General features: G+C 59.5%; 20 protein-coding genes. 9 read left to right on the forward strand and 11 right to left on the reverse strand.

What is annotated here, in order from left to right; all coding sequences use genetic code 11:
- The first annotated feature begins 208 nt into the window (after positions 1–208).
- Positions 209–1,540: a UDP-glucose dehydrogenase family protein gene (locus tag OK142_RS16475; RefSeq protein ID WP_498683963.1), complete on the forward strand. Its 1,332-nt coding sequence runs from the start codon at positions 209–211 to the stop codon at positions 1,538–1,540.
- An 87-nt stretch (positions 1,541–1,627) separates the two neighbouring features.
- Positions 1,628–2,650, forward strand: coding sequence for an NAD-dependent epimerase (locus tag OK142_RS16480; RefSeq protein ID WP_498683966.1), 1,023 nt, complete (start codon positions 1,628–1,630; stop codon positions 2,648–2,650).
- 1 nt (position 2,651) lies between these two features.
- Here the strand turns inward: OK142_RS16480 and OK142_RS16485 are convergent, their stop codons facing one another.
- The 3 genes from OK142_RS16485 to OK142_RS16495 are packed head-to-tail and all read right to left on the reverse strand — an operon-like array spanning position 2,652 to position 6,421.
- Positions 2,652–3,698: a glutathione synthase gene (locus OK142_RS16485; RefSeq protein ID WP_498683968.1), complete on the reverse strand. Its 1,047-nt coding sequence runs from the start codon at positions 3,696–3,698 to the stop codon at positions 2,652–2,654.
- A gap of 18 nt (positions 3,699–3,716) precedes the next feature.
- The gene (locus tag OK142_RS16490; protein WP_498683969.1) at positions 3,717–5,594 is read right to left on the reverse strand and encodes a flavohemoglobin expression-modulating QEGLA motif protein; all 1,878 of its coding nucleotides are present in this window, start codon (positions 5,592–5,594) and stop codon (positions 3,717–3,719) included.
- Positions 5,591–6,421 (reverse strand): N-formylglutamate amidohydrolase, encoded by an 831-nt coding sequence (locus OK142_RS16495; protein WP_216331748.1) that lies wholly within the window; start codon positions 6,419–6,421, stop codon positions 5,591–5,593. Before OK142_RS16495 ends, OK142_RS16490 begins: the two co-directional genes overlap by 4 nt.
- 290 nt (positions 6,422–6,711) lie before the next feature.
- Between OK142_RS16495 and OK142_RS16500 the strand changes: the two genes are divergently transcribed.
- The 6 genes from OK142_RS16500 to OK142_RS16525 are packed head-to-tail and all read left to right on the forward strand — an operon-like array spanning position 6,712 to position 10,588.
- Positions 6,712–6,933, forward strand: coding sequence for a hypothetical protein (locus tag OK142_RS16500; protein ID WP_035223556.1), 222 nt, complete (start codon positions 6,712–6,714; stop codon positions 6,931–6,933).
- 18 nt (positions 6,934–6,951) lie between these two features.
- Positions 6,952–7,512, forward strand: coding sequence for a DJ-1/PfpI/YhbO family deglycase/protease (locus OK142_RS16505; RefSeq protein ID WP_216331747.1), 561 nt, complete (start codon positions 6,952–6,954; stop codon positions 7,510–7,512).
- A 57-nt stretch (positions 7,513–7,569) separates the two neighbouring features.
- Entirely contained in the window at positions 7,570–8,010 is a 441-nt protein-coding gene (locus OK142_RS16510; protein WP_080839048.1) for a PPC domain-containing DNA-binding protein, read from the forward strand.
- A 53-nt stretch (positions 8,011–8,063) separates the two neighbouring features.
- Positions 8,064–8,924 (forward strand): TIGR02587 family membrane protein, encoded by an 861-nt coding sequence (locus OK142_RS16515; RefSeq protein ID WP_498683972.1) that lies wholly within the window; start codon positions 8,064–8,066, stop codon positions 8,922–8,924.
- 7 nt (positions 8,925–8,931) lie between these two features.
- Positions 8,932–9,342, forward strand: coding sequence for a TIGR02588 family protein (locus tag OK142_RS16520; protein WP_498683973.1), 411 nt, complete (start codon positions 8,932–8,934; stop codon positions 9,340–9,342).
- 19 nt (positions 9,343–9,361) lie between these two features.
- A complete protein-coding gene (locus OK142_RS16525) occupies positions 9,362–10,588 on the forward strand; it encodes an NAD(P)/FAD-dependent oxidoreductase (protein WP_498683975.1) in 1,227 nt (408 codons plus the stop codon).
- A gap of 7 nt (positions 10,589–10,595) precedes the next feature.
- Here the strand turns inward: OK142_RS16525 and OK142_RS16530 are convergent, their stop codons facing one another.
- Positions 10,596–11,081 carry an MgtC/SapB family protein gene (locus tag OK142_RS16530; protein WP_498683976.1) on the reverse strand — a complete coding sequence of 162 codons (486 nt, stop codon included), beginning with the start codon at positions 11,079–11,081 and terminating at the stop codon, positions 10,596–10,598.
- A 168-nt stretch (positions 11,082–11,249) separates the two neighbouring features.
- Here OK142_RS16530 and OK142_RS16535 point away from each other — a divergent pair, with 168 nt between their 5' ends.
- Positions 11,250–11,750, forward strand: coding sequence for a YciE/YciF ferroxidase family protein (locus tag OK142_RS16535; RefSeq protein WP_498683977.1), 501 nt, complete (start codon positions 11,250–11,252; stop codon positions 11,748–11,750).
- Between the two features lie 77 nt (positions 11,751–11,827).
- Here the strand turns inward: OK142_RS16535 and OK142_RS16540 are convergent, their stop codons facing one another.
- From OK142_RS16540 to OK142_RS16570, 7 genes are all read right to left on the reverse strand, one after another.
- A complete protein-coding gene (locus OK142_RS16540) occupies positions 11,828–14,164 on the reverse strand; it encodes a glucose/quinate/shikimate family membrane-bound PQQ-dependent dehydrogenase (protein WP_003498464.1) in 2,337 nt (778 codons plus the stop codon).
- Positions 14,165–14,268: 104 nt separating this feature from the next.
- Positions 14,269–14,610 carry a hypothetical protein gene (locus tag OK142_RS16545; RefSeq protein WP_498683978.1) on the reverse strand — a complete coding sequence of 114 codons (342 nt, stop codon included), beginning with the start codon at positions 14,608–14,610 and terminating at the stop codon, positions 14,269–14,271.
- 88 nt (positions 14,611–14,698) lie between these two features.
- The gene (locus OK142_RS16550) at positions 14,699–15,484 is read right to left on the reverse strand and encodes a 3-hydroxybutyrate dehydrogenase (protein ID WP_216331740.1); all 786 of its coding nucleotides are present in this window, start codon (positions 15,482–15,484) and stop codon (positions 14,699–14,701) included.
- 4 nt (positions 15,485–15,488) lie between these two features.
- A complete protein-coding gene (locus OK142_RS16555; RefSeq protein WP_216331739.1) occupies positions 15,489–17,444 on the reverse strand; it encodes an acetoacetate--CoA ligase in 1,956 nt (651 codons plus the stop codon).
- Positions 17,441–18,325, reverse strand: coding sequence for a 3-hydroxyisobutyrate dehydrogenase (gene mmsB, locus OK142_RS16560; protein ID WP_216331738.1), 885 nt, complete (start codon positions 18,323–18,325; stop codon positions 17,441–17,443). Before mmsB ends, OK142_RS16555 begins: the two co-directional genes overlap by 4 nt.
- Positions 18,326–18,338: 13 nt before the next feature.
- The gene (locus tag OK142_RS16565; protein ID WP_313607767.1) at positions 18,339–19,934 is read right to left on the reverse strand and encodes a GMC family oxidoreductase; all 1,596 of its coding nucleotides are present in this window, start codon (positions 19,932–19,934) and stop codon (positions 18,339–18,341) included.
- Positions 19,935–20,008: 74 nt separating this feature from the next.
- On the reverse strand, positions 20,009–21,016 hold the full coding sequence (locus tag OK142_RS16570) for a branched-chain amino acid ABC transporter permease (RefSeq protein WP_498683979.1): 1,008 nt from the start codon (positions 21,014–21,016) through the stop codon (positions 20,009–20,011).
- Position 21,017: the final 1 nt, after the last annotated feature.

The following is a 21,017-nucleotide window of genomic DNA, read 5'->3' on the forward strand; positions in this document are numbered from 1 at the left end:
ACCCAACCGATGCAAATGGCTGCAAGGTGCGGCAAATTTGTCCCGCCACCGCCATCACATCACCGTCATGGAAAGAGGTTAGCCCGTGTTGATCGTGACGCTTGGCGGCAAGCGCGAAGGCGGCTAAACATTGTGGTGTGATTGCACCCGCTGATTTCGCCTGAAGCTTGCTGCGCGAACATCGCCTCACGAACCGAAAGGAAGAAGAATGCGGATAGTGATGATCGGTGCCGGTTATGTCGGTCTTGTTTCAGGCGCATGTTTTGCCGATTTCGGCCACGACGTGATCTGCGTCGACAAGATGCCGGAAAAGATCGAAGCGCTGAAAAGCGGCCATATTCCGATCTTCGAACCGGGTCTGGAGACAATCGTCGCCAATAATGCCAGGGCCGGCCGTCTGAGCTTCACCACCGATCTTTCCTCCGCGGTCGCCAATGCCGATGTCGTCTTCATCGCTGTTGGCACGCCCTCACGGCGTGGCGATGGCCACGCCGATCTCGGTTACGTCTACGCCGCGGCAAAAGAAATCGCCCATTCGCTTGATGGTTTTACCGTTATCGTCACGAAATCCACCGTTCCCGTCGGCACGGGCGACGAAGTGGAGCGCATCATTCACGAGGAAAATCCGTCGGCCGATTTCGCCGTGGTCTCCAATCCGGAATTCCTGCGCGAGGGTGCGGCCATCGAGGATTTCAAGCGGCCGGACCGCATCGTCGTCGGCCTTTCGGATGAGCGCGCGCGCCCCGTCATGACCGAGGTTTACCGTCCGCTTTACCTCAACCAGTCGCCGCTGCTCTTCACCACCAGACGCACGTCGGAACTGATCAAATATGCCGCCAACGCCTTTCTGGCGATGAAGATCACCTTCATCAACGAGATGGCGGATCTGTGTGAAAAGGTTGGTGCCAATGTTCAGGACGTGTCGCGCGGCATCGGCCTTGATGGCCGCATCGGCTCCAAGTTCCTGCATGCCGGCCCCGGTTATGGCGGCTCCTGTTTTCCCAAGGATACGCTGGCGCTCGCCAAGACCGCGCAGGACTATGACGCGCCGGTGCGGCTGATCGAGACCACCATCGCCATCAACGACAACCGCAAGCGCGCCATGGGCCGCAAGGTCATCAACGCAGTGGGCGGCGACGTGCGCGGCAAGAAGATCGCGGTGCTCGGTCTGACCTTCAAACCGAACACCGACGATATGCGCGACAGCCCGGCAATCGCCATCATCCAGACCCTGCAGGATGGCGGCGCCCGGGTGAGGGGCTACGATCCGGAAGGCATGGCGAATGCCCGCCATATCATGGAGGATATCGAATATGCGACGGGTCCTTACGAGGCTGCGGAAGATGCTGACGCCGTCGTCATCGTGACGGAATGGAACCAGTTCCGCGCGCTCGACCTGCCGCGCCTGAAAGCGATCATGAAGAGCCCTGTATTGGTCGATCTGCGCAATATTTACCGCACGGATGAAGTCGCCGCACATGGCTTCATCTATGCTGCGGTTGGCCGTCCGCACGAGAGCAGTTCCGGCAAAGAACTATAACGTTTCGCCTTCGGCATTTCACTTAAAAGGTTTTCGCGCTTTCCGGTTCGACGGCAAACGCACCAACGGATTCGGGATATAATCATCATGCGTTATCTGGTTACGGGCACCGCGGGCTTCATCGGTTTTTACGTTGCCAAGCGGCTTCTGGATGCCGGCCATTTCGTGACCGGTTTTGACGGAATGACGAAATATTACGACGTCAGCCTGAAAGAAAAACGCCACACCATCCTTTCCCGTTCCAATGGTTTCAGGGCCGAAATCGGCATGCTGGAAGACGTGGACGCCCTGAAGCGGGCGGCGGAGGCTGCCGAACCGGAAATCATCATTCACCTCGCAGCACAGGCGGGTGTCCGCTACAGCCTTGAAAATCCACGCGCCTATATCGATTCCAATCTCATCGGATCGTGGAACATGCTGGAGCTTGCCAAGAACCTGCGTGTCAAACACCTGATGCTGGCCTCGACCTCCTCCATCTACGGCGCCAACGAAAAAGTGCCCTTTGCGGAAAGCGACAAGGCCGATGAGCCGATGACGCTTTATGCGGCCACCAAAAAATCGATGGAACTGATGGCGCATAGCTATGCCCATCTCCACAAATTGCCCACCACGGCCTTCCGCTTCTTCACCGTCTACGGACCCTGGGGACGGCCCGACATGGCTCCGATCAAATTCGTCGATGCCATATCGAACGGCCAGCCGATCGATATTTACGGCGAAGGCAATATGAGCCGCGACTTCACCTATATTGACGATCTGGTGGAGGGCATCGTCCGGCTGAGTGAGATCGTCCCGTCCGAGGAAAACCGGGTGACGCAGGAAGGCGTGACCGACACGCTGTCGCACCATGCCCCCTTCCGTATCGTCAATATTGGCGGCGGCCAGCCGGTGGAACTGATGCACTTTGTCGAAACGGTCGAAAAGGCGGTGGGCAGGCCGGCGATCCGCAACATGCTGCCCATGCAGCAGGGAGACGTTCCCCGCACCTTCGCCTCGCCCGATCTTTTGAGAGCCCTGACCGGCTACGTGCCGCAAACCCCGGTCGAAGAGGGCATCAAGGCCCTCGTCGCCTGGTATCGTGAGATGCGCTCGACGGAACTGCGCGAATAACTCAAAGCGTCGCCAGCAGGCGATTGGAGAGCATGCCGCCGGACGCGCTCTGCATGGCAACCTTGGTCTCTATCGACTCTATGATCGTATCGCTGAAATCGACATCGGTGAGTTCGAGGATGTTCGAGAGACCACCCGGCGAAAACACGTTCACCTCCAGTATTTTGTCACCGACGATATCGAGCCCGACCAGAAACATGCCGTCTTCCACCAGCTTCGGCCGCATCATTTCGGCAAGCGCCACGATCTCATCGGTCACTTTCACCGCCTCGGCGGTGCCTTTGGCGTGAATGTTGGAGCGCAGATCGCCTTTTGCCGGCACGCGGCGAAGTGCGGCATATTTTCCGTCGCGCATCAGCGGCCTGCCATTCATCATGAAGAAACGGACATCGCCATCCTTGGCAGCAGGCAGATAGGCCTGCGCAATCAGATAGCCCTCGAGACTGACGGCCTCGAAAATCTGGTTGAGATTGGCCTCCTTGCTGGAGCCGATCTTGAAGACATTCTTGCCGCCTGAACCCTGAAGCGGCTTGACGATGACACCCTTGGGATGAGCATCGGCGAATGCGCGGATTTCATCGACATTGCGCGAGATGATCGTGGTCGGACGGACGATTTCGGGGAAGCTCTGGAAATAGAGCTTGTTCTGCGCAAGCGCCAAACCTTCGGGATCGTTCAGCACCACGACGCCCCGTTGTTCGGCAAGCCGGCCGAACAGAATGCCGGCATGCACCGCCCAAGGCCTCGTCGTCTGGTCAAGCGAAGGGTCGTTGCGCAGCATCAGCGCGTCGATTTCCTCCACATCCATCGTGCGCCGTTCCAACGCCTTGTCCTGAAGGGCGGCATGGAAAGCGTCGGCCTTCTTGTATTTCGCCTTCGGCAGCACAGAGGCATGAATGGTCAGACTGTCGTCCGACCGCAAGGTGAAATCACCAGGCGTCAGATAGACCACCTCATGTCCGCGATTGAGCGCAGCCATGGCCATAAGCCCGGTAGCGAAATTCGGTCCCTCGGTTTCGATGGAATTGACGAAAAATGCGATACGCATGTAGCCCCTCCTGTCATGTTATAGTGTCGCCAGTTCGGCGATGGATAATCCCGCCCGGATCTTTTCCAGCCGCTCATTGGCCTTGGCCGGCAGCAGAAAAGCGGGGCGTACGCCCGGCGGACGCAGGAGGCCGCGCAAGGCAAGCTCCTGCATAACCGGGAAATGGGCGGCGGCGATTTTGCCCATCCAGAATGGATCGAGCGCGCCGCCCTTGCGCAGATGTTCCAGCACCTCTGCCAGTCCGCGCAGATAAATTGCGTCCTTCGAAAGACCACCGCCCCGATAGATGCGCAGCACCATGTTGAAGGCGCCGGCCTCGTCGAAACCGTGATCCCGGGTCATGATCCGGAACGTCTCAACGAAAGTCGCGCCGTCCAGCATGGCGGCGCAGCCGACGACACGGCCGGCGATCAGCCGCAGGCGCTCGCGTGTCATGCCACCGGCCAGGTGCTCCGCCAGCACCGCCAACCCCTCCTGCACGCCCTCGTAACCGGAAAGGCCGGTGCGAAAGAGCCTGAGGCCCTGAGATGAACCGTTGAAATAGGTGAGCAGATGCACGCCGATCTCATGCGAGAGAAGCGCCTCGACCCGGCGCTGTTCCATGACAGTGTGGCGCGAGATCAGCAGCTTTTCGCCCGTCACCATCAGGCCGGGCGGCAGGTCGTCCCTGATTTCGACACGGGCCTTGAATTCCGGCTCCTCCGCCAGATAGGTCTCGACCATCTCGCGCGACTTTCTGGCGACCGCATAACAATCAACCATGGTGATTTCGCCGCTCTCATCCTTGCGCGGGCAATCCGCAAGCACGCTGAGGGCCAGTGTCAAAAGAGCGGGTTCAACGGCGCCGTAAAGGGCGCGGGAGAAATCTGTGAACGTGCGGCGATGCAGATTGGCGAGCATCGTCAGTTGCAGATCGATCTCCTGCTGCTTTTCCCGGTAAAGATGATAAAGCACCGGGTCTTCCAGATGGTCGAAAACCACGGAATACAGCTTGCGTTTCTGTTCCTCGACATCAACGCCGAGGGGCCGGTAAAGCAGGCGCGGCGCATATTGAAAGCTGCCGTCACGAAACTCCTCGAAGGCCCGGCGGGCATTGATCGGCGTGACGGACAGAAGAAAATCGAAGGAAGAGACGATGTCGTCGATCGAGCGATCGGCGCGCCTGACGGCATCGACGAAAGCCTTGCGGCCGAGCGCCCGGTGACTGGTGACCTTGAGGGCATCTTTACCGGCCGCGAATGACGAGAAGGCCTGTAAACCGGCATCGAAAATATCGGCAATCATCGTCTCGCGCAGGCCGGGATAATCCGCGCCGGATTCCGGTTGCCGGTAGATCGGCGCAAAACGCACACTGATGCAGGGGAAATCGAGGCCGGCATTCTGAAATCTAAGGATCGGATCCGCCGCCACTTCTGGCCTGGTGATGCGCGGCGTGCGAAACCGCACTTCGGCGTCGCAAACCGCCTTGATGAAAACACGGCGGGCGTTCTGTGTTTCGGGCTCGTCCGTCGCCGAGACGGAAACCTCATAATGCGGCAGAAAGGGCGAATCGTCAGCGAGCAGAATGTCATGTTCCAGTTCGCCGATATCGAGAACCATGAAGGCGCCGAAGCGTTGCCGCATGGCAGCGCCTACGGCCTCAATCAGCGGCGCAGCCTCCTGAATGGTCGATGCGATCAGATAGGACGCATGTGCAGACGCGATGTCGCGGGCCGCGAGATCCTTCGTACCGCCAGTCAGATGCAGGCAGAGAAACGGCAGCGGCCGGTCGATATGCAGCCTGCCAGTCTTTCCGACATCGCGACGGACCGCCTTGCCAGCTTCCAGACAGGAGACAACATCGTCTACCAGATCGGCGACCGGTGACGGTTCGCTGCGTGCGGAAGAGAGGTTCATCGCCGCGCCCTCAGGCACTCTTCAAGAACCGGTTGAAGTGCGGCCATCGTGTCGCGAATATCCGACACCACGCGTACGGCCGGTTTGCCGGTCCATTCATCCATGAAGAATTTCTTGAACTCCACCGCAATCGCACAGCCGTTCTGCGCAAAACGCTCGTGAATGAAACGTGTCTGCTCCCCCTTGCCCTGAAAGGCCACATTCTCGCGAACATCGAGACGGCGGCCGCCGATGGTCGCTGACGCAAAATGATGGCCAACGGCGCTGACGACATCGCTCCAGCGGCTGCGGTCCATGGAAAAGGTGCCGATATTGATATCAGGCGCTTCCGCCTGGGCCGTCGGCGGCGCGGCGGCACCCTGCCGGCGATGATTATAGCTGTGCACGTCCAGTACCACGAAAGCACCGTGCCGCCGTTCGACCGTTGAAAGAACGGTTTCAAGCATTGCGTAATAGTCGGCGTGAAAATCGAGCGATTGGCGGATGGATGCCGCGGGCGGCTCCTGTTTCCAGACCTCCAGTCCCCAGGATTGCTCCGGCTTGAGGTAGATTGCCTGGTCGGCCGCACGGTTGAGATCGATTTCGAAACGCGAATGATGGACGATGATGCGGTTGGTCATCCCCGCGATCATTTCGCCGGTAAAGGGATCTTCTTCCCGCAGGCGTTCGTCCGGGGAAAGCGCCATCAGATCGGCAATATCGGGGCGGATGCGATGACCGTCATGAATGGCCGTGCCGATGACGGGCGAATTGCCGAAGTCGATCGACCAGAAACCCTTGTTTTCGTTGTTGTCGCTGTATTCGCCGTCGCTCTGTCTGGCTGCCATGCTGCCTCCCCTGCATCACGGCTAAAACAACGTGACTTGCCCGTTTGTTCCGGGAAAAATTGCGCGCGATGTATTTGGCCCCGGCAATGACACCCCTTTAAAAAATGGGGAACCATACCGGAGAGCTCACGTTGTTCTGGCAGGAGGGCCGCCGTGTCAAACGGACGCGATGGCGCTGAAGAACATCGGGATTTTTCCGTTTTCTCCCGGTGGCCAACGAAATGGCAGCCGAGCTTCTTACCCATCCGGCGTCCCTCCGTCCCCGCTTTCCACGCACAAGGAGCCGCGACATGGAAAAGACCGAAACGCGCAAACTTGCGGAAGAATATCTGCGGCTCGGCGGAACCCGCCAGGTCATGATCGACGACAACAAGACCTTCGTGCGCCAATGGAAAGACGAACCGGCGGAAGCGGAGAGATTCTGGCAGACCAACATCGAAAATCTCGACGAGGAGCGCCTGAAGGACGTGGAATTTTTCCTCCCTTCCGTAAATTCCGACAAGGACGATTGAACCCATAAGGAGACAGATATGACTGCCATCAACGCTGCAAAGATCCTCATTCTCGCAACGGACGGCTATGAGCGCTCCGAACTGCGCGTGCCCTATGACCAGTTGAAGGCCAAGGGTGCAGATGTAAAGATCGCCTCAATCAAGGATGGCGAGATCAGGAGCTGGGATAAAAAGGACTGGGGCGACAGCATTGCCGTCGATCTTTCCGCCGGAAGTGTCAAATCGGATGATTTCGATGCGCTGGTTCTTCCAGGCGGCCAGATCAATCCGGACGTCCTGCGCCACGACGAGGATGCGATGCGCGTCGTTCGCGATTTCGTCAAGTCCGGCAAGGTCGTGGCCGCCATTTGCCACGCCCCCTGGCTTCTGGTTGAAGCCGATGCCCTGCGCGGCTGCAACGCCACTTCCTATTGGTCGATCAAGACCGACCTGAAAAACGCCGGCGCCAACTGGAAGGACGAAAAGGTGGTGACGGACAAGGGCATCATCACGTCCCGCAGCCCGGAAGACCTCGATGCCTTCGTTGCGAAAATCGTCGAGGAGGTCGAGGAAGGCCGCCACGAACGCCGCGCCGCCTGAGGTGCATGACATTCCTGTGCCGCCGCCTGCCGGCGGCACTTTTATTGGGAGACATCCATGAAAAGCAGATTGCTGGCCACCGGTGCCGAACGTACCTTCATTCTTGTCATCGACCCGGAGGAAGAGGCATTCGAGGCGATCCGCCGCTTCGCAAAATCGGAAAACATCAATGCCGCCTCGGTGACCGCGATAGGTGCCTTTTCAACTGCGACGCTCGCTTTTTTCGACCTTTCGACGCGGGAATATAAGGAGATTCCCGTGACAGAGCAGAGCGAGGTTCTGAGCCTGCTTGGCGATATTACGCTTGACGAAAACGACACGCCAAATCCGCACCTGCACGTCGTCCTGGGCTTTGCCGATGGTTCCACAAAAGGCGGCCATTTCCTGAAGGGGGTGGTGCGCCCGACGCTCGAAGTCGTCATTCGCGAAACACCGGCGGAGTTGCGGCGCAGTTACCGCCGCGAATTCGGCATCGCCCTCATCGATCCCGCGAAATAGACCAACGGAACCGGAAAAACGCCATTGCGTTATCCCTTCATGCAGGGGGACGCATGGCGGCGGCAATCATACGAAAAGATGCGGATAGTGATGAGGTCAGGCAATTTCTGATCGGTCTTGCACGTGGAACGGCAGGCGCACTGCTGTTTGCCCTGCCCATGCTGATGACCATGGAAATGTGGTTTCTGGGCCTCTATATCAATTCCTGGCGGCTTCTGCTGCTCTGCATCCTGAACCTGCCGCTGCTTTTCCTGCTCGCCCGCCGCATCGGCTTTGAAAATATTCATTCCCGAACACAGGCGCTACGCGATGCGATAACGGCCTATGGGCTGGGCATTGCCGTCAGCGCCGCCGTGCTTTTGCTGTTCGGCATTTTGAACGATCAGCTCACCACCTCAAATCTCATCGCCAAAATCGCCCTGCAATCCGTACCTGCAAGCATCGGGGCGCTGCTTGGCCGCAGCCAGCTCGGCGAACATTCCGACACCGAGGATGAGGAGGATGGCGAATATTCGGGCGAGACGGGTTATCTGCACGAACTCTTCATGATGATGGTCGGCGCGCTTTTTCTCAGCCTCAATGTCGCCCCGACGGAAGAAATGATCCTGATTGCCTACAAGGTAACCCCCTATCACATTCTGGCGCTTTGCCTGGTCTCGATCGCCATCATGCATGGCTTCGTTTATGCGCTTCATTTCAAGGGGTCGCACCAAGTGCACAAGGGGCAGGAATGGTGGCAGTCCTTCCTGCGTTTCACCCTGCCCGGTTATGTCATCGCCATTGCCATCAGTATCTACACGCTCTGGACCTTCGAACGTCTCGACCATACCTCGCTGTCGCAGATCATGAATGCCGCCGTTATTCTCGGCGTTCCCGCTTCGATCGGCGCAGCCTCTGCCCGGCTGATCCTGTGAGGACAAAATGACCATATCGAAGGGCCGCAAACATGTTGAAAGCCCCAAGCCGCATTGGGTGGAGTGGCTGACGGGCGCCGTCTGTACGCTTCTTGTCGTCGCGATGCTCGGCTGGATCGGCTATGACATCTATCGCTACAAGCCGGACAGGGCACGCTTCGAGATTGCCGTCACGGACGTCGAGGCGCAGGCTGGACAGTACCGGGTGAGTTTCGACATTCGCAATCTCTCCATGACGACGGCGGCGCAGGTGCATGTGCGCGGCGACCTGCAGCAAAATGCCGCCACGCTGGAAAGCGCCGACGTGACGTTCGATTATGTCGCCTCGGAATCCCGCGACACCGGCACGCTCTTCTTTCGCAACAATCCCCAAAACGGAACGCTCATCATCAACGTCGCCGGCTATACCGAGCCGTGAGACCTTTCAGGACACTTTCATGCCCACATCGGAACTGACGAAGGAACGAGACCTCAGGGAATCAAAACCCCTGTGGGCCGATACGCCCCGCATCGGCATTCGCAGCGGAAAGACCCCGGAAGCCAACCATTATGACACGATCGTGGTGGGTGCCGGCATCAGCGGCGCGCTTGTGGCCCATGCGTTGCACAGGCCGGGCCAGTCGATGCTGATCGTCGACCGGCGTGACCCGGTAATGGGCAGCAGCGTCGCCAGCACCGCGATGATTCAGCACGAGATCGACACGCCTCTGACCGAGCTCAGAAAGATGATCGGCAGGGACGCTGCGGATCGGGCGTGGCAACGCTCGGCGCGGGCCGTCCTGCGCCTTGAGGAAATCGTCTCGTCGCTCGGCATATCCTGCAGCATGGCGCGCAAGCAGGCGCTCTATCTCGCCGGCGACGAAATGGGTTCGCGCGCGCTGAAGGCTGAAGCGGCAGCCCGGGAAGAAGCAGGAATTGCAGCGCGCCTCCTTGGCCCCGCCGAATTGAGGAGCGACTACGCCATCGATCGGACCGGGGCTATCCTCAGCGACATTTCGGCCTCCGCCAATCCCGCACAGCTGACGGCCGGCCTTTTGCGCCACACGTCGGGCGCCGGTGCGGAAATCGTGTCCCATCTGGAAATCACCGATCTCAGAAACCTCGGTGACGAGGTGGTCGTCGCCACCGCACAGGGCAAGATCCTTTCCGCCCGCAATGTCGTTTTCTGCACCGGATACGAATTCCTGAAGTCGCTTGAAAGCCCGAAGCATCAGATCATCTCCACCTGGGCGCTGGCGAGCAGGAAGGGCATCGACCTGCCGGACTGGCTGAAAAGCCATATCGTCTGGGAGGCTTCCGATCCATATCTCTACCTGCGTACCGACCGTGACGGACGCCTGATCGCGGGGGGCGAGGATGAGGAAAACCCGACATCGTACCTTTCTGAAGGAAAGCTCTTTGCCAAACAGGACGCAATCCGGCGTAAGATAGAAAGTCTCCTTGGTATCGACATCGGAGAGCCGGAATATCGCTGGGCGGCGGCCTTCGGCACCACCACCACCGGCCTGCCGCTGATCGGCGCGGTTCCCGGCATGAGGAACGTCTACGCCGTCATGGGCTTTGGGGGTAACGGCATCACCTTCAGCCAGATCGCCGCCGAGATAATCGCTGCCGCCGTCAATGGCGGCAAGGATCCCGACGCCGATCTCTTCCGGTTCGATTGATCACCATTCATTCTTCCTTGATGCCGGCCACCACCTGTATGCGGCGCAGCGTCCACAGGACGATAATGCCGATGCCGGCGGCAACAATGGCCAGCGGCCACATGCCGAGACCGGCGGCAAGGCCGATCGCCGCGGAGAGCCACATGCTTGCCCCCGTCGTCAGACCTTTGACATCGCCCCTGGTATAGACGACCACACCTGCCGCAAGAAAGGCGATGCCCGCCGTCACGGCCTCCACGAGCCGGATGGGATCGAGCCGCGCGGCCTCATGACCTTCCGCCATCGTCTCCATCATATGGATGGTGATGACGCAGAAAGTGACCGCTGCAAGACCGATCAGCATATTGGTGCGAAGACCGGCAGTATTCTTGTGAAATTCGCGCTCCAGACCGATCAGGCCGCACAGGATGACCGCACCAAAAACGCGCACCACCAGCACCTCGAAGGGAATGGAAATATTCATGGAAAATTCTTCTGCAAGGCTTTGGGGCACAGTCGTGTCTCCTCCCGAAATTTCAGCACAGTAAGTTCGGGAAAGCCTGTTGGTTCCCTGCAGTAATATAAACGTTGCGCGCAACGGAGCCGGAACTATGGGAGCTGCGAAGGGTTTGTCTCCCGTGCGGGCGCACGCCACGCACTTTCACACATGGGAGAAGGACCAATGGCCGAGAAGAAACTCGACGACCTGTTTTACGACACGTTGAAGGATATCTACTACGCCGAAAGACAGATCCTCAAAGCCCTGCCGAAGATGGCACGGGCAGCGACCGATCCGAAGCTGAAACAGGCCTTTGAAAAGCACAAGGAAGAAACCCAGGGCCAGATTGAACGCCTGCAGGAAGTGTTCGAGATGATCGGCAAGCGGGCGCAGGGAAAGACCTGCGAGGCAATCCAGGGCATCATCGCCGAGGGCGAGGAAATCATGGATGACTTCAAGGGCACGGCCGCTCTCGATGCCGGCCTCATCTCGTCGGCTCAGGCCGTCGAACATTATGAGATCGCCCGTTACGGCACCCTCAAGGCATGGGCGGAAAAGCTTGGACACGCCAACGCCGTTTCCCTGCTGGATGCGACGCTCAAGGAAGAAAACAAGACCGACGACGCGCTGACCTCGCTTGCCAAGACTTCGATCAATGCGGCCGCCCAGAAAAAGGCAGCCTGATCACGGCATCAGCTGCACAAGCAAAAACCGGAATGGTTACCCATTCCGGTTTTTTGTTTGCCTGAAGCGGCCGCGTTTTACGGCAGGGTATAGGCGATCACATAATCGCCCGGCTTGGTTCCGACGGAACCATGACCGCCGGCAACCATCACGACATATTGCTTGCCGCCGTCCAGCGCGTAGGTCATCGGCGTTGCCTGACCGCCGGCCGGCAGGCGCGCTTCCCAGAGCTGCTTGCCGGTGGTGAGGTCGTAGGCCCGCAGATAGTTATCGACGGCGGCGCCGAGGAAGGCAACGCCACCCTTGGTGATCATCGGTCCGCCAATGCCCGGCACGCCCACCTTGAAGGGCAGCGGCAGCGGCGTCATGTCATAGACCGTGCCGTTCTTGTGCTTGTAGGCGATATCGCCGGTGCGAAGGTCAGCGCCTGCCACATAGCCCCACGGCGGTGCCTGGCAGGGAATTTGCAGCGGGCCGAGGAAAGGACCCATGAACACACCATAGGGCGCACCATCATTACGGTTCAAACCCTGTTCGCTGCCCTTTTCGTCCTGCCCCTTCGGCGGAATGTCGGCGCGCGGCACGAGCTTCGAAGTGAAGGCAAGGTATGTCGGCATGCCGAACATGACCTGACGTTCGGGATCGACCGCCACACTGCCCCAGTTGAAGGTGCCGAAATTGCCGGGATAGATGATCGATCCGGTCAGCGACGGCGGGGTGTAACGGCCCTTGTAGTTCAGCTGGTGGAAGCGGATGCGGCAGGCGAGCTGATCGAACATGGAGACGCCCCACATGTCCTTTTCCTTCAGCGGCTCCGGCTTGAACGACAGCGCGGTCGTCGGCTGGGTCGGAGATGTGAAGTCTTCAGGGATCGCACCACTCGGAGCCGGTTCTTCCGTGATCGGCAGAAGCGGCTCGCCGGTACGACGGTCCAAAACGTAGATATCGCCCTGCTTGGTGGGACCGACGAGCGCCGGAACGCTCTGACCGTCCTTGGTGATGTCGAGCAGCACCGGCTGAGCGGGCACGTCCATATCCCAAAGATCGTGGTGAACCGTCTGGCGCACCCAGCGATCCTTGCCGGTATTGATATCGAGCGCGACAATGGAGGAGGAATATTTCTCCACATTCTCGCTTCGACCCATGCCGAGCTGGTCCGGCACCTGATTGCCCAACGGGACGTAAACGAGACCCAATCCTTCATCATAACTCAGCACGGACCAGCTGTTCGGCGAGTTCGTCGTATAGGTTTCGCCTTCCGCCAGCGGCTCGGTCTTTGTCGGATTGCCGGAATCCCAGTTCCAGATAAGTGCACCGCTGTTCACATCGAAGGCACGGATGACACCGGACTGTTCCTGTGTGGAATAGTTGTCGTTCACCGCGCCGCCAATGATGATCTTGCCCGCCGCGATCACGGGCGGCGAGGTCGAATAATAATAACCGGCGGGATTGTATTTCATGCCCTGTTCAAGATGCAGCACACCCTGATCGGCAAAGGAAGTGCAGACCTGACCGGTTGCCGCATCAAGCGCGATCAACCGTGCATCCGAGGTCGGCAGGTAGACGCGTTCTGCGCATGCCGTACCCTGTGCGGCGTTAGGTTCGGCATAATAGGACACGCCGCGGCACGTCTGGTGCTGGCGGTCCGGGTTAAGGCCGACATTCGGGTCGTATTTCCACTTTTCCTTGCCGGTGGCCGCGTCGATGGCAATCGCCCAATTGTGCGGCGTGCAGATATAAAGCGTATTGCCGACTTTGAGCGGCGTGACCTGATAGGTGGTCTCACCCACATCATCCGGCAGCTTCACGTCGCCCGTCTGGTAACGCCAGGCTTCCTTCAGCTGCGAGACATTGTCGACATTGACCTGCGTGAGCGGCGAATAACGCTGGCCATAGGGCGTGCGGCCATATTGATGCCAGTCACCGTCAGGCACGTTGCCGCCATAGACGGGTGCAGCAGACGCAGTCTCCTGCGGCAGGGAGCCCGGCTTGTCATGCGGATCCTGCGCCATGGAATATCCGGCCACCACGATGGAGGCCAGAACCGAGAGCGCAAGCGGCCAGGCATTCGGGCCGTAACTCAGCCCTGTCGGGCTCGCAAAACCAAGCGGTTTTCTGACCCAGGGCACCAGAAGCCAGAGGCCGATGAGAATGATGATGCCGCCACGCGGGCCAAGCTGCCACCAGTCGAAGCCGACTTCCCAGACAGCCCAGGCGAGGGTCGCGACAATGAAAACGGCGTAGACGTGGAGTGCTGCGCGATTGCGCTTGAACAGGAGGATGGCCGTCAAAAGGAAGGCCAGCCCGGAAAGAACGTAATAAAAGCTCCCGCCCAGCATGACGAGCTGAGAGCCGAAACCGAACAGCGCAAGGCCGATCAGCGAGAGAATAACCGCAGTGACTGTGACTGCCATGAATGAGACCCCCGATTCCTGTCACTTTGCGTGAAATGAAATCGGGTGCGATCTGGTTCCATACAAACTATTCATTTGGCATGAAAAATTTCACGGCATGGTGGTCATGGGTTTTGCGGAGCGCCGGTCGAGTCCTGCGGCGCAGGATTTGTCTCCGTCGATGACGGCGGTGCGGCACGCCCATTCGCCGGGTTGTTATCGAAGCTTCCGGATCCGGATGGCTGCTGCGGAACAGGCGCATTCTCGGTCTGAGGATTTGGTGGCCGGTTCTCATCGGGCTCAAAAACCGAATATTCGACCACGGCCCAGACCACCAGTGCGAGAAGCACGCTGACGATCAATATGACGAGGACAGGCCGTCCTCTGGCCCCTTGCCGCGCCCGCGTTGCCGTCTCGTTTTTCGGGGAATCCCGACCGTCGAGATAGCTGGCATTTTCTCTGGCCATGTCTTTTACTCCCTGTAACCCTGCAGATTTAATCCACGGGGCCACAATTTGGTTCCAGACGTGGGAACAGGCACCGGTTGCGCGAAGATTATTTTGCGGTCCAGCCGCCATCGATGGAAATGGTCGCGCCAGTAATCGAGCGGGCCATATCGCCGGTGAGATAAAACGCCATCTCCGCCACTTCCTCCGGCTGTATGAAGCGTCTCGTCGGCTGTGGCGCAAGCATCACCTTCTTCACCACATCCTCCTCGCTCATGCCATGCACCCGCGCCTGATCGGCGACCTGCGCGGCCACAAGCGGTGTCCAGACGTAACCGGGGCAGATTGCGTTGCAGGTAATGCCGAGCTCGGCCACCTCAAGCGCCACGCTTTTGGTCAGGCCCACCACGGCATGTTTGGTCGCCACATAGGGCCCCTTGAACGGTGATGCGCGCAAGCCATGGGCGGAAGCGATGTTGACGATGCGTCCCCATCCCCTTTCCTTCATTCCGGGGAGGGCGGCACGGATCGTATGAAAAGCGCTGTCGAGCGAGATCGCGACAATATGGGAGAAATCGGCGAAATCGAACTCATCGATCGGCGCGACCTTCTGGATGCCGGCATTGTTGACGAGCACGTCGATGTGACCGAACTCGGCAATGACCTTTTCCGGCAGATGTGCACTCTCATCATAATTCGCAAGGTTGGCTGAAAAATAGACCGGGCGATGTCGCGCCACTTTCGCAACCGCCTCCAGTGCCTGCGCCGCTTCCTCCGACGTTTCAATGCCGTGGACGGCGACCAGAAATCCCTCCTCGGCGAAACGTTTGGCGATGGCGAGCCCGATGCCGCTGGTGGAACCCGTAACGAGAACGGTCTTCGGTTGATCTTCCATCGGCCTAGTCCTTCAGCTGCGGCAGGTTGCGGAAAAGATCGAGCGCTTCGGGATTGGCGAGCGCATCGGTGTTCTTCACCGGCCGGCCATGAATGGTGTCACGAACCGCGATTTCGGAAATCTTGCCCGAGCGGGTGCGGGGAATGGCGCTGACGGCGATGATCCTTGCCGGAACGTGCCGGGGCGTCGCGCCCGAACGGATGCGGCTGCGAATGGTCTTTTCCAGCGGCTCCGTCAGCTCAGCCCCCGCTTTCAGGCGCACGAAAAGGATGACCCGCTGGTCGCCGTCGAAATCCTGCCCGACGGCAATGGCTTCCTCGACCTCCGGCACGGTTTCCACCTGGCGGTATATTTCCGCCGTTCCAATGCGAACCCCACCGGGATTGAGCGTCGTGTCCGAACGCCCGTGAATGACATATCCGCCGGACGGACGCATCTCGGCAAAATCGCCATGCGCCCAGATACCAGGAAAGCGGTCGAAATAGGCGGCCTGATACCGCGAACCGTCCTCATCACCCCAGAACTTGACCGGCATCGACAGGTGGGCATTGCGACAGACGAGTTCACCGGCAACGCCGCGCACGGAACGCCCTTCGTCATCCAGCGTATCGATATCCATGCCCAGCATCGCGCCCTGCAATTCGCCGCGATGAACCGGCTGCAGCGGATTGCCGCCGAGGAAACAGGCGCAGATGTCCGTACCGCCGGAAATGGAGGCGAGATGCACGTCCGCCTTCCAGTCGCGATAGATATAATCGAAGGATTGCGGGATGAGCGGTGAGCCGGTGGAAAGGATCGTCCGCAAGGACGAAAGGTCATGGCTTTCGCGCGGCTTCAGCCCGGCCTTCAGGCAGGCGTCGATGAATTTGGCCGAGGTTCCGAAGGTGGCGATCCGTTCGGCGTCGATGAGATCGATCAGCCGCGCAGGGTTGGGATAACCGGGATTGCCGTCATAGGTCACCAGAGTAGCGCCAAGCGCCAGACCGGAGACCTGCCAGTTCCACATCATCCAGCCGCAGGTGGTGAAGTAGAAGAAGCGCTCCCCTTGCTGAATATCACATTGCAGCTTCTGCTCCTTCATATGTTGAAGAAGCAGGCCGCCGCCGGAATGGGTGATGCATTTCGGCTTGCCTGTCGTGCCGGAGGAATAAAGGATTGCGAGCGGCGCCTTGACCGGCAGCCGGTTGAACGCAATTTCACCCGGCTCAAAGGGCGCGACGAAATCATGCAGCGTCACGCAGCCGAGATCGGAAAGGCTGGCCGGAACGGCATCGCCGATCAGCACGATCTTTTGAGGCGAAGCGCTTTCCGCCACCGCGCGGATGGTGGGGCCGACATCGATGCGCTTGCCGGCATAACCATATTCCGGCACGGCGATGAGGATTTTCGGATCGATCTGCGATAGCCGGTCGGAAGCTCCCGCCGGGCCGAAATCCGGCGAGCAGGACGACCAGATGGCCCCGATGGCGCTCGTTGCCAGATAGCTGACAATCGCCTCAATATCATGGGTGACGATGGCCCCGACGCGGTCGCCCTCCTTCACGCCGGCATGGACGAGCGCCTGCACCAGACGGGAGACATGTTCATAAAGCTGCCTGCGGCTTATCTCGCGCCTCGTGCCATCATCACGATGGGCGATGATCGCCAACCGGTCGTCGGCATCACGCAACAGGTTTTCGGCATAGTTGAGCCTCGCGCCCGGATAAAACTCGGCCTCGCGGATCGTCGCGCCGGGTTTGAAGGCCGCTTCACCGCGTGTGCCGATAATCCCGAGCTCATCCCACAAGGCGTCGTAAAAGGTATTCGGTGCTTCGATGGACCAGCGCAGCAGACCGGAATAATCATCGGCAGCAATCCCGTGCTGCGACGCCGTCCTTACAGCGAAGGTAAAAAGCGAGGAGCGCTCCATCCTTTCCCGAGGCGGCACCCATAGAATATCCGACGGCGTAGCGTCCATCATGCCTCGCCCCCGCGTAGCATCTCGACGATGGCGGAGAAATCACGCGCCCCGCCGCCCTCACCGACAAAGTTCTCATAAAGCGCAGCCGCAGCCGCACCGAGCGGGGTGGAGGCCCCGGCTCCATTTGCAGCCGCCTGCGAAAGCTTCAGGTCCTTCAGCATCAGGGCCGCCGCAAATCCCGGCTGATAATCCTTGTTGGCGGGCGATGTCGGCACCGGTCCCGGAACCGGGCAATAGGTGGTGAGCGACCAGCATTGGCCTGACGAGGTGGATGCGACATCGAACAGCGCCTGATGCGAAAGGCCGAGCCTTTCACCCAGCACGAAGGCTTCGGAAACCGCGATCATGGAAATGCCGAGGATCATATTGTTGCAGATCTTTGCCGCCTGCCCGTTGCCGCCCTTGCCACAATGGACAATCTTCTTGCCCATCGCTTCCAGCACCGGTTTTGCCGCCGAAAATGCCTCTGCCTCGCCGCCGCACATGAAGGTCAGGGTGCCGGCGGCCGCGCCACCCGTGCCGCCCGAGACAGGGGCATCGACGGAGGGGCAACCGGCGGAAGCGGCCAGTTCATGCGCTTTCAGGGCGCTTTCCATATCCACCGTCGAGCAATCGATGAGCAGCGTTCCGGCAGAGATTTTCTGCACCAGATCACCATAAACCGAAACGACATGTTCCCCTTTCGGCAACATGGTGACGATCACCTCCGCCGCTGCAATGGCTTCGGCAGTATCAACTGCCACGGGAATGCCTGCCTCCCTTGCCGCCGCACGGCAGGCCTCGGAAAGGTCGAAACCCCTGACGGCGTAACCCGCTTTGACAAGATTGGCGGCCATCGGCAGGCCCATATGTCCAAGTCCGATAAAAGCGACGGTCTTCATGGGAACGCTCCTCTTAACGATTATCCGCAAGGATCATGTCGGCGGCCTTTTCGGCAATCATGATCGTCGGCGAATTGGTGTTTCCGGACGTGATCCTCGGCATGATGGAGGCATCCGCGACGCGTAAGCCGGCAAGTCTGCGGAATTTCAGTCGCGTATCGACGACACTTTCGGCGTCCGATCCCATGCGGAGCGTGCCGACGGGATGGAAGATCGTGGTGCCGATATCCCCTGCCGCCCTGGCAAGATCGTTGTCGTTTTCGAAAGACGGGCCGGGCCGGTATTCCTGCGGCTTGAACCGGGCAAAGGCCGGCTGGGAGACGATGCGGCGCGTCAGCCGCATGGAATCGATGGCAACCTGGCGGTCACCTTCCGTTGAAAGATAGTTGGGGCGGATTTCCGGCTGCATGGCGAAATCCGGTCCTTTCACATGCACTGAGCCCCGGCTTTCCGGCCGCAGATTGCAGACACTTGCCGTAATGGCCGGAAAAGTGTGAACCGGATCACCGAACTTGTCGAGAGAAACCGGCTGGACATGATACTCCAGATCCGCAGTTTCCTTTTCCGGCGAGGAGCGGGTGAAGACGCCAAGCTGGCTCGGCGCCATCGACATCGGCCCGGAGCGGGTCAGCGCATATTCGAGGCCGATCCTCGCTTTGCCGAACAGGGTGGAAGCCCTTTCGTTCAGCGTCAGAACATCGGAGACCTTGTAGACCATGCGCAATTGCAGATGGTCCTGCAGGTTCTCGCCCACACCCTGAACTTCCGCCACGGTATCGATACCGGCTGCCTGCAGGACGTCACCCCGGCCAATGCCGGAAAGTTCCAGAACATGCGGCGAGCCGACCGCTCCTGCGGACAACACCGTCTCGCGGCGCGCGCGCATCTTTTTCAGGACACCGTCATGGTGGAACTCGACGCCCGTGACCCGGCCCTCCTCGATGATGAGACGCTTGACATGGGCCTTGGTCATGACTGTCAAATTCTTGCGGCCAAGCGCCGGTTTCAGAAAGGCCTTGGCCGTATTCCAGCGCCAGCCGGCACGCTGGTTCACATCGAAATAACCGGCACCTTCATTGTCGCCCCGGTTGAAATCATCCGTCGCGGGAATGCCCGCCTCGCCCGCCGCCTTCTGGAAAGCGTCCAGCACGTCCCACCGCACGCGTGCCTTCTCCACCCGCCATTCGCCGCCGGTGGAATGCATGTCGCTCTTGCCGCGATAGAAATCCTCAGACTTCATGAAATAGGGCAGGATATCGTTCCAGCCCCAGCCTTCGCAGCCAAGCTGGCGCCAGACATCGTAGTCCCGCGCCTGGCCACGCATATAGATCATGCCGTTGATGGAAGAGCAGCCGCCCAAAACCTTGCCGCGTGGATAGATCAATGACCGGCCGTTAAGCCCCGGCTCTTCCGCCGTCTTGAAACACCAGTCCGTGCGCGGATTGTTGATGCAATAGAGATAACCGACCGGAATATGGATCCAGTGATAATTATCGTTGCCACCGGCCTCCAGCAGCAGGACGCGGTGGTTCGGATCTTTCGAAAGGCGGTTGGCGAGAACGCATCCGGCACTCCCCGCTCCGATGACGATATAGTCATATTCGCCCATGCTCTTCTCCATGCGGCGCCCTTGCCGCGTCGCCCGGGACGCAGGGGAGGCCTTTTGCTTGTTGTAAAAAAATTCTAGCCGCGGTGTTGAAAGCCCAGTTTTCGCCACAGCCGCGAAGCGTAAAATTCACCGATCAATCCGCGCCGGAACACCAGGACACAGGCCATGAAAACGAGGCCGGTGATGATGGTGACCGGAAAATCCGATGTCGCGAGATAGTTCTGCAAGGTAACGACGAGGCCCGCGCCGAAGATCGGGCCGATCATGGTGCCGATGCCGCCAAGCAGGGTCATCAGAATGACCTCGCCGGACATCTGCCAGGTCACGTCGGTCAACGTCGCGAACTGGAAGACCAGCGCCTTCAGGCCGCCCGCAAGACCAGCCAGCGTCGCCGACATGACGAAGGCGCCGAGCTTGTAGCGCTGCACGCTGTAACCCAGCGAAATGGCGCGCTGCTCGTTTTCGCGGATGGATTTCAGGATCATGCCGAAGGGTGAATTGACGAAACGCCAGATGACGAGAAGGGCGAGCACGAAAAAGGCCAGCACCGTATAATAGATGTTCAGCGGCGCATTGAGATCGAGAAGGCCGAAGAGATGGCCGCGCGGCACGCCCTGCAAGCCGTCCTCGCCATGGGTAAACGGCGCCTGAAGGCAGAAGAAATAAAACATCTGCGACAGCGCCAGCGTGATCATGGCGAAATAGATGCCCTGGCGGCGAATGGCGAAGAAGCCGATGACGAGACCGAGCAGCGCCGCACCCGCCATGCCGATGACAAGGCCGATCTCCGGCGTCACGCCCCATTCCTTCACCGAATAGGCGGTGAAATAGGCTGCACCGCCGAAAAACGCCGCATGGCCGAAGGACAGCAGCCCGGTATAACCGATCAGCAGATTGAAGGCGCAGGCAAACAGCGCAAAGCAAAGCAGCTTCATCAGAAAGATCGGATAAACGAACATCGGCGCGGCGATCAAAACGGCCAGTCCCGCCAGTATCAGCACGGTCTTGATGGTTGCGGCGGTCGTAGAGACTTGCGTCTGCGGCATCGCACCGGCAGTGGGGCTATGAGTGGCTTTGGACATA

This window comes from Agrobacterium sp. BT-220-3, assembly GCF_025910175.1.
Lineage (GTDB): Bacteria > Pseudomonadota > Alphaproteobacteria > Rhizobiales > Rhizobiaceae > Agrobacterium > Agrobacterium oryzihabitans.

What these genes read in the sequence shown, in the direction of transcription:
- OK142_RS16475 (WP_498683963.1), top strand. Translation starts at nt 209, where the DNA reads ATGCGGATAGTGATGATCGGTGCCGGTTATGTCGGTCTTGTTTCAGGC.
- OK142_RS16480 (WP_498683966.1), top strand. Translation starts at nt 1,628, where the DNA reads ATGCGTTATCTGGTTACGGGCACCGCGGGCTTCATCGGTTTTTACGTT.
- OK142_RS16485 (WP_498683968.1), bottom strand. Translation starts at nt 3,698, where the DNA reads ATGCGTATCGCATTTTTCGTCAATTCCATCGAAACCGAGGGACCGAAT.
- OK142_RS16490 (WP_498683969.1), bottom strand. Translation starts at nt 5,594, where the DNA reads ATGAACCTCTCTTCCGCACGCAGCGAACCGTCACCGGTCGCCGATCTG.
- OK142_RS16495 (WP_216331748.1), bottom strand. Translation starts at nt 6,421, where the DNA reads ATGGCAGCCAGACAGAGCGACGGCGAATACAGCGACAACAACGAAAAC.
- OK142_RS16500 (WP_035223556.1), top strand. Translation starts at nt 6,712, where the DNA reads ATGGAAAAGACCGAAACGCGCAAACTTGCGGAAGAATATCTGCGGCTC.
- OK142_RS16505 (WP_216331747.1), top strand. Translation starts at nt 6,952, where the DNA reads ATGACTGCCATCAACGCTGCAAAGATCCTCATTCTCGCAACGGACGGC.
- OK142_RS16510 (WP_080839048.1), top strand. Translation starts at nt 7,570, where the DNA reads ATGAAAAGCAGATTGCTGGCCACCGGTGCCGAACGTACCTTCATTCTT.
- OK142_RS16515 (WP_498683972.1), top strand. Translation starts at nt 8,064, where the DNA reads ATGGCGGCGGCAATCATACGAAAAGATGCGGATAGTGATGAGGTCAGG.
- OK142_RS16520 (WP_498683973.1), top strand. Translation starts at nt 8,932, where the DNA reads ATGACCATATCGAAGGGCCGCAAACATGTTGAAAGCCCCAAGCCGCAT.
- OK142_RS16525 (WP_498683975.1), top strand. Translation starts at nt 9,362, where the DNA reads ATGCCCACATCGGAACTGACGAAGGAACGAGACCTCAGGGAATCAAAA.
- OK142_RS16535 (WP_498683977.1), top strand. Translation starts at nt 11,250, where the DNA reads ATGGCCGAGAAGAAACTCGACGACCTGTTTTACGACACGTTGAAGGAT.
- OK142_RS16540 (WP_003498464.1), bottom strand. Translation starts at nt 14,164, where the DNA reads ATGGCAGTCACAGTCACTGCGGTTATTCTCTCGCTGATCGGCCTTGCG.
- OK142_RS16545 (WP_498683978.1), bottom strand. Translation starts at nt 14,610, where the DNA reads ATGGCCAGAGAAAATGCCAGCTATCTCGACGGTCGGGATTCCCCGAAA.
- OK142_RS16550 (WP_216331740.1), bottom strand. Translation starts at nt 15,484, where the DNA reads ATGGAAGATCAACCGAAGACCGTTCTCGTTACGGGTTCCACCAGCGGC.
- OK142_RS16555 (WP_216331739.1), bottom strand. Translation starts at nt 17,444, where the DNA reads ATGATGGACGCTACGCCGTCGGATATTCTATGGGTGCCGCCTCGGGAA.
- mmsB (WP_216331738.1), bottom strand. Translation starts at nt 18,325, where the DNA reads ATGAAGACCGTCGCTTTTATCGGACTTGGACATATGGGCCTGCCGATG.
- OK142_RS16565 (WP_313607767.1), bottom strand. Translation starts at nt 19,934, where the DNA reads ATGGGCGAATATGACTATATCGTCATCGGAGCGGGGAGTGCCGGATGC.
- OK142_RS16570 (WP_498683979.1), bottom strand. Translation starts at nt 21,016, where the DNA reads ATGTCCAAAGCCACTCATAGCCCCACTGCCGGTGCGATGCCGCAGACG.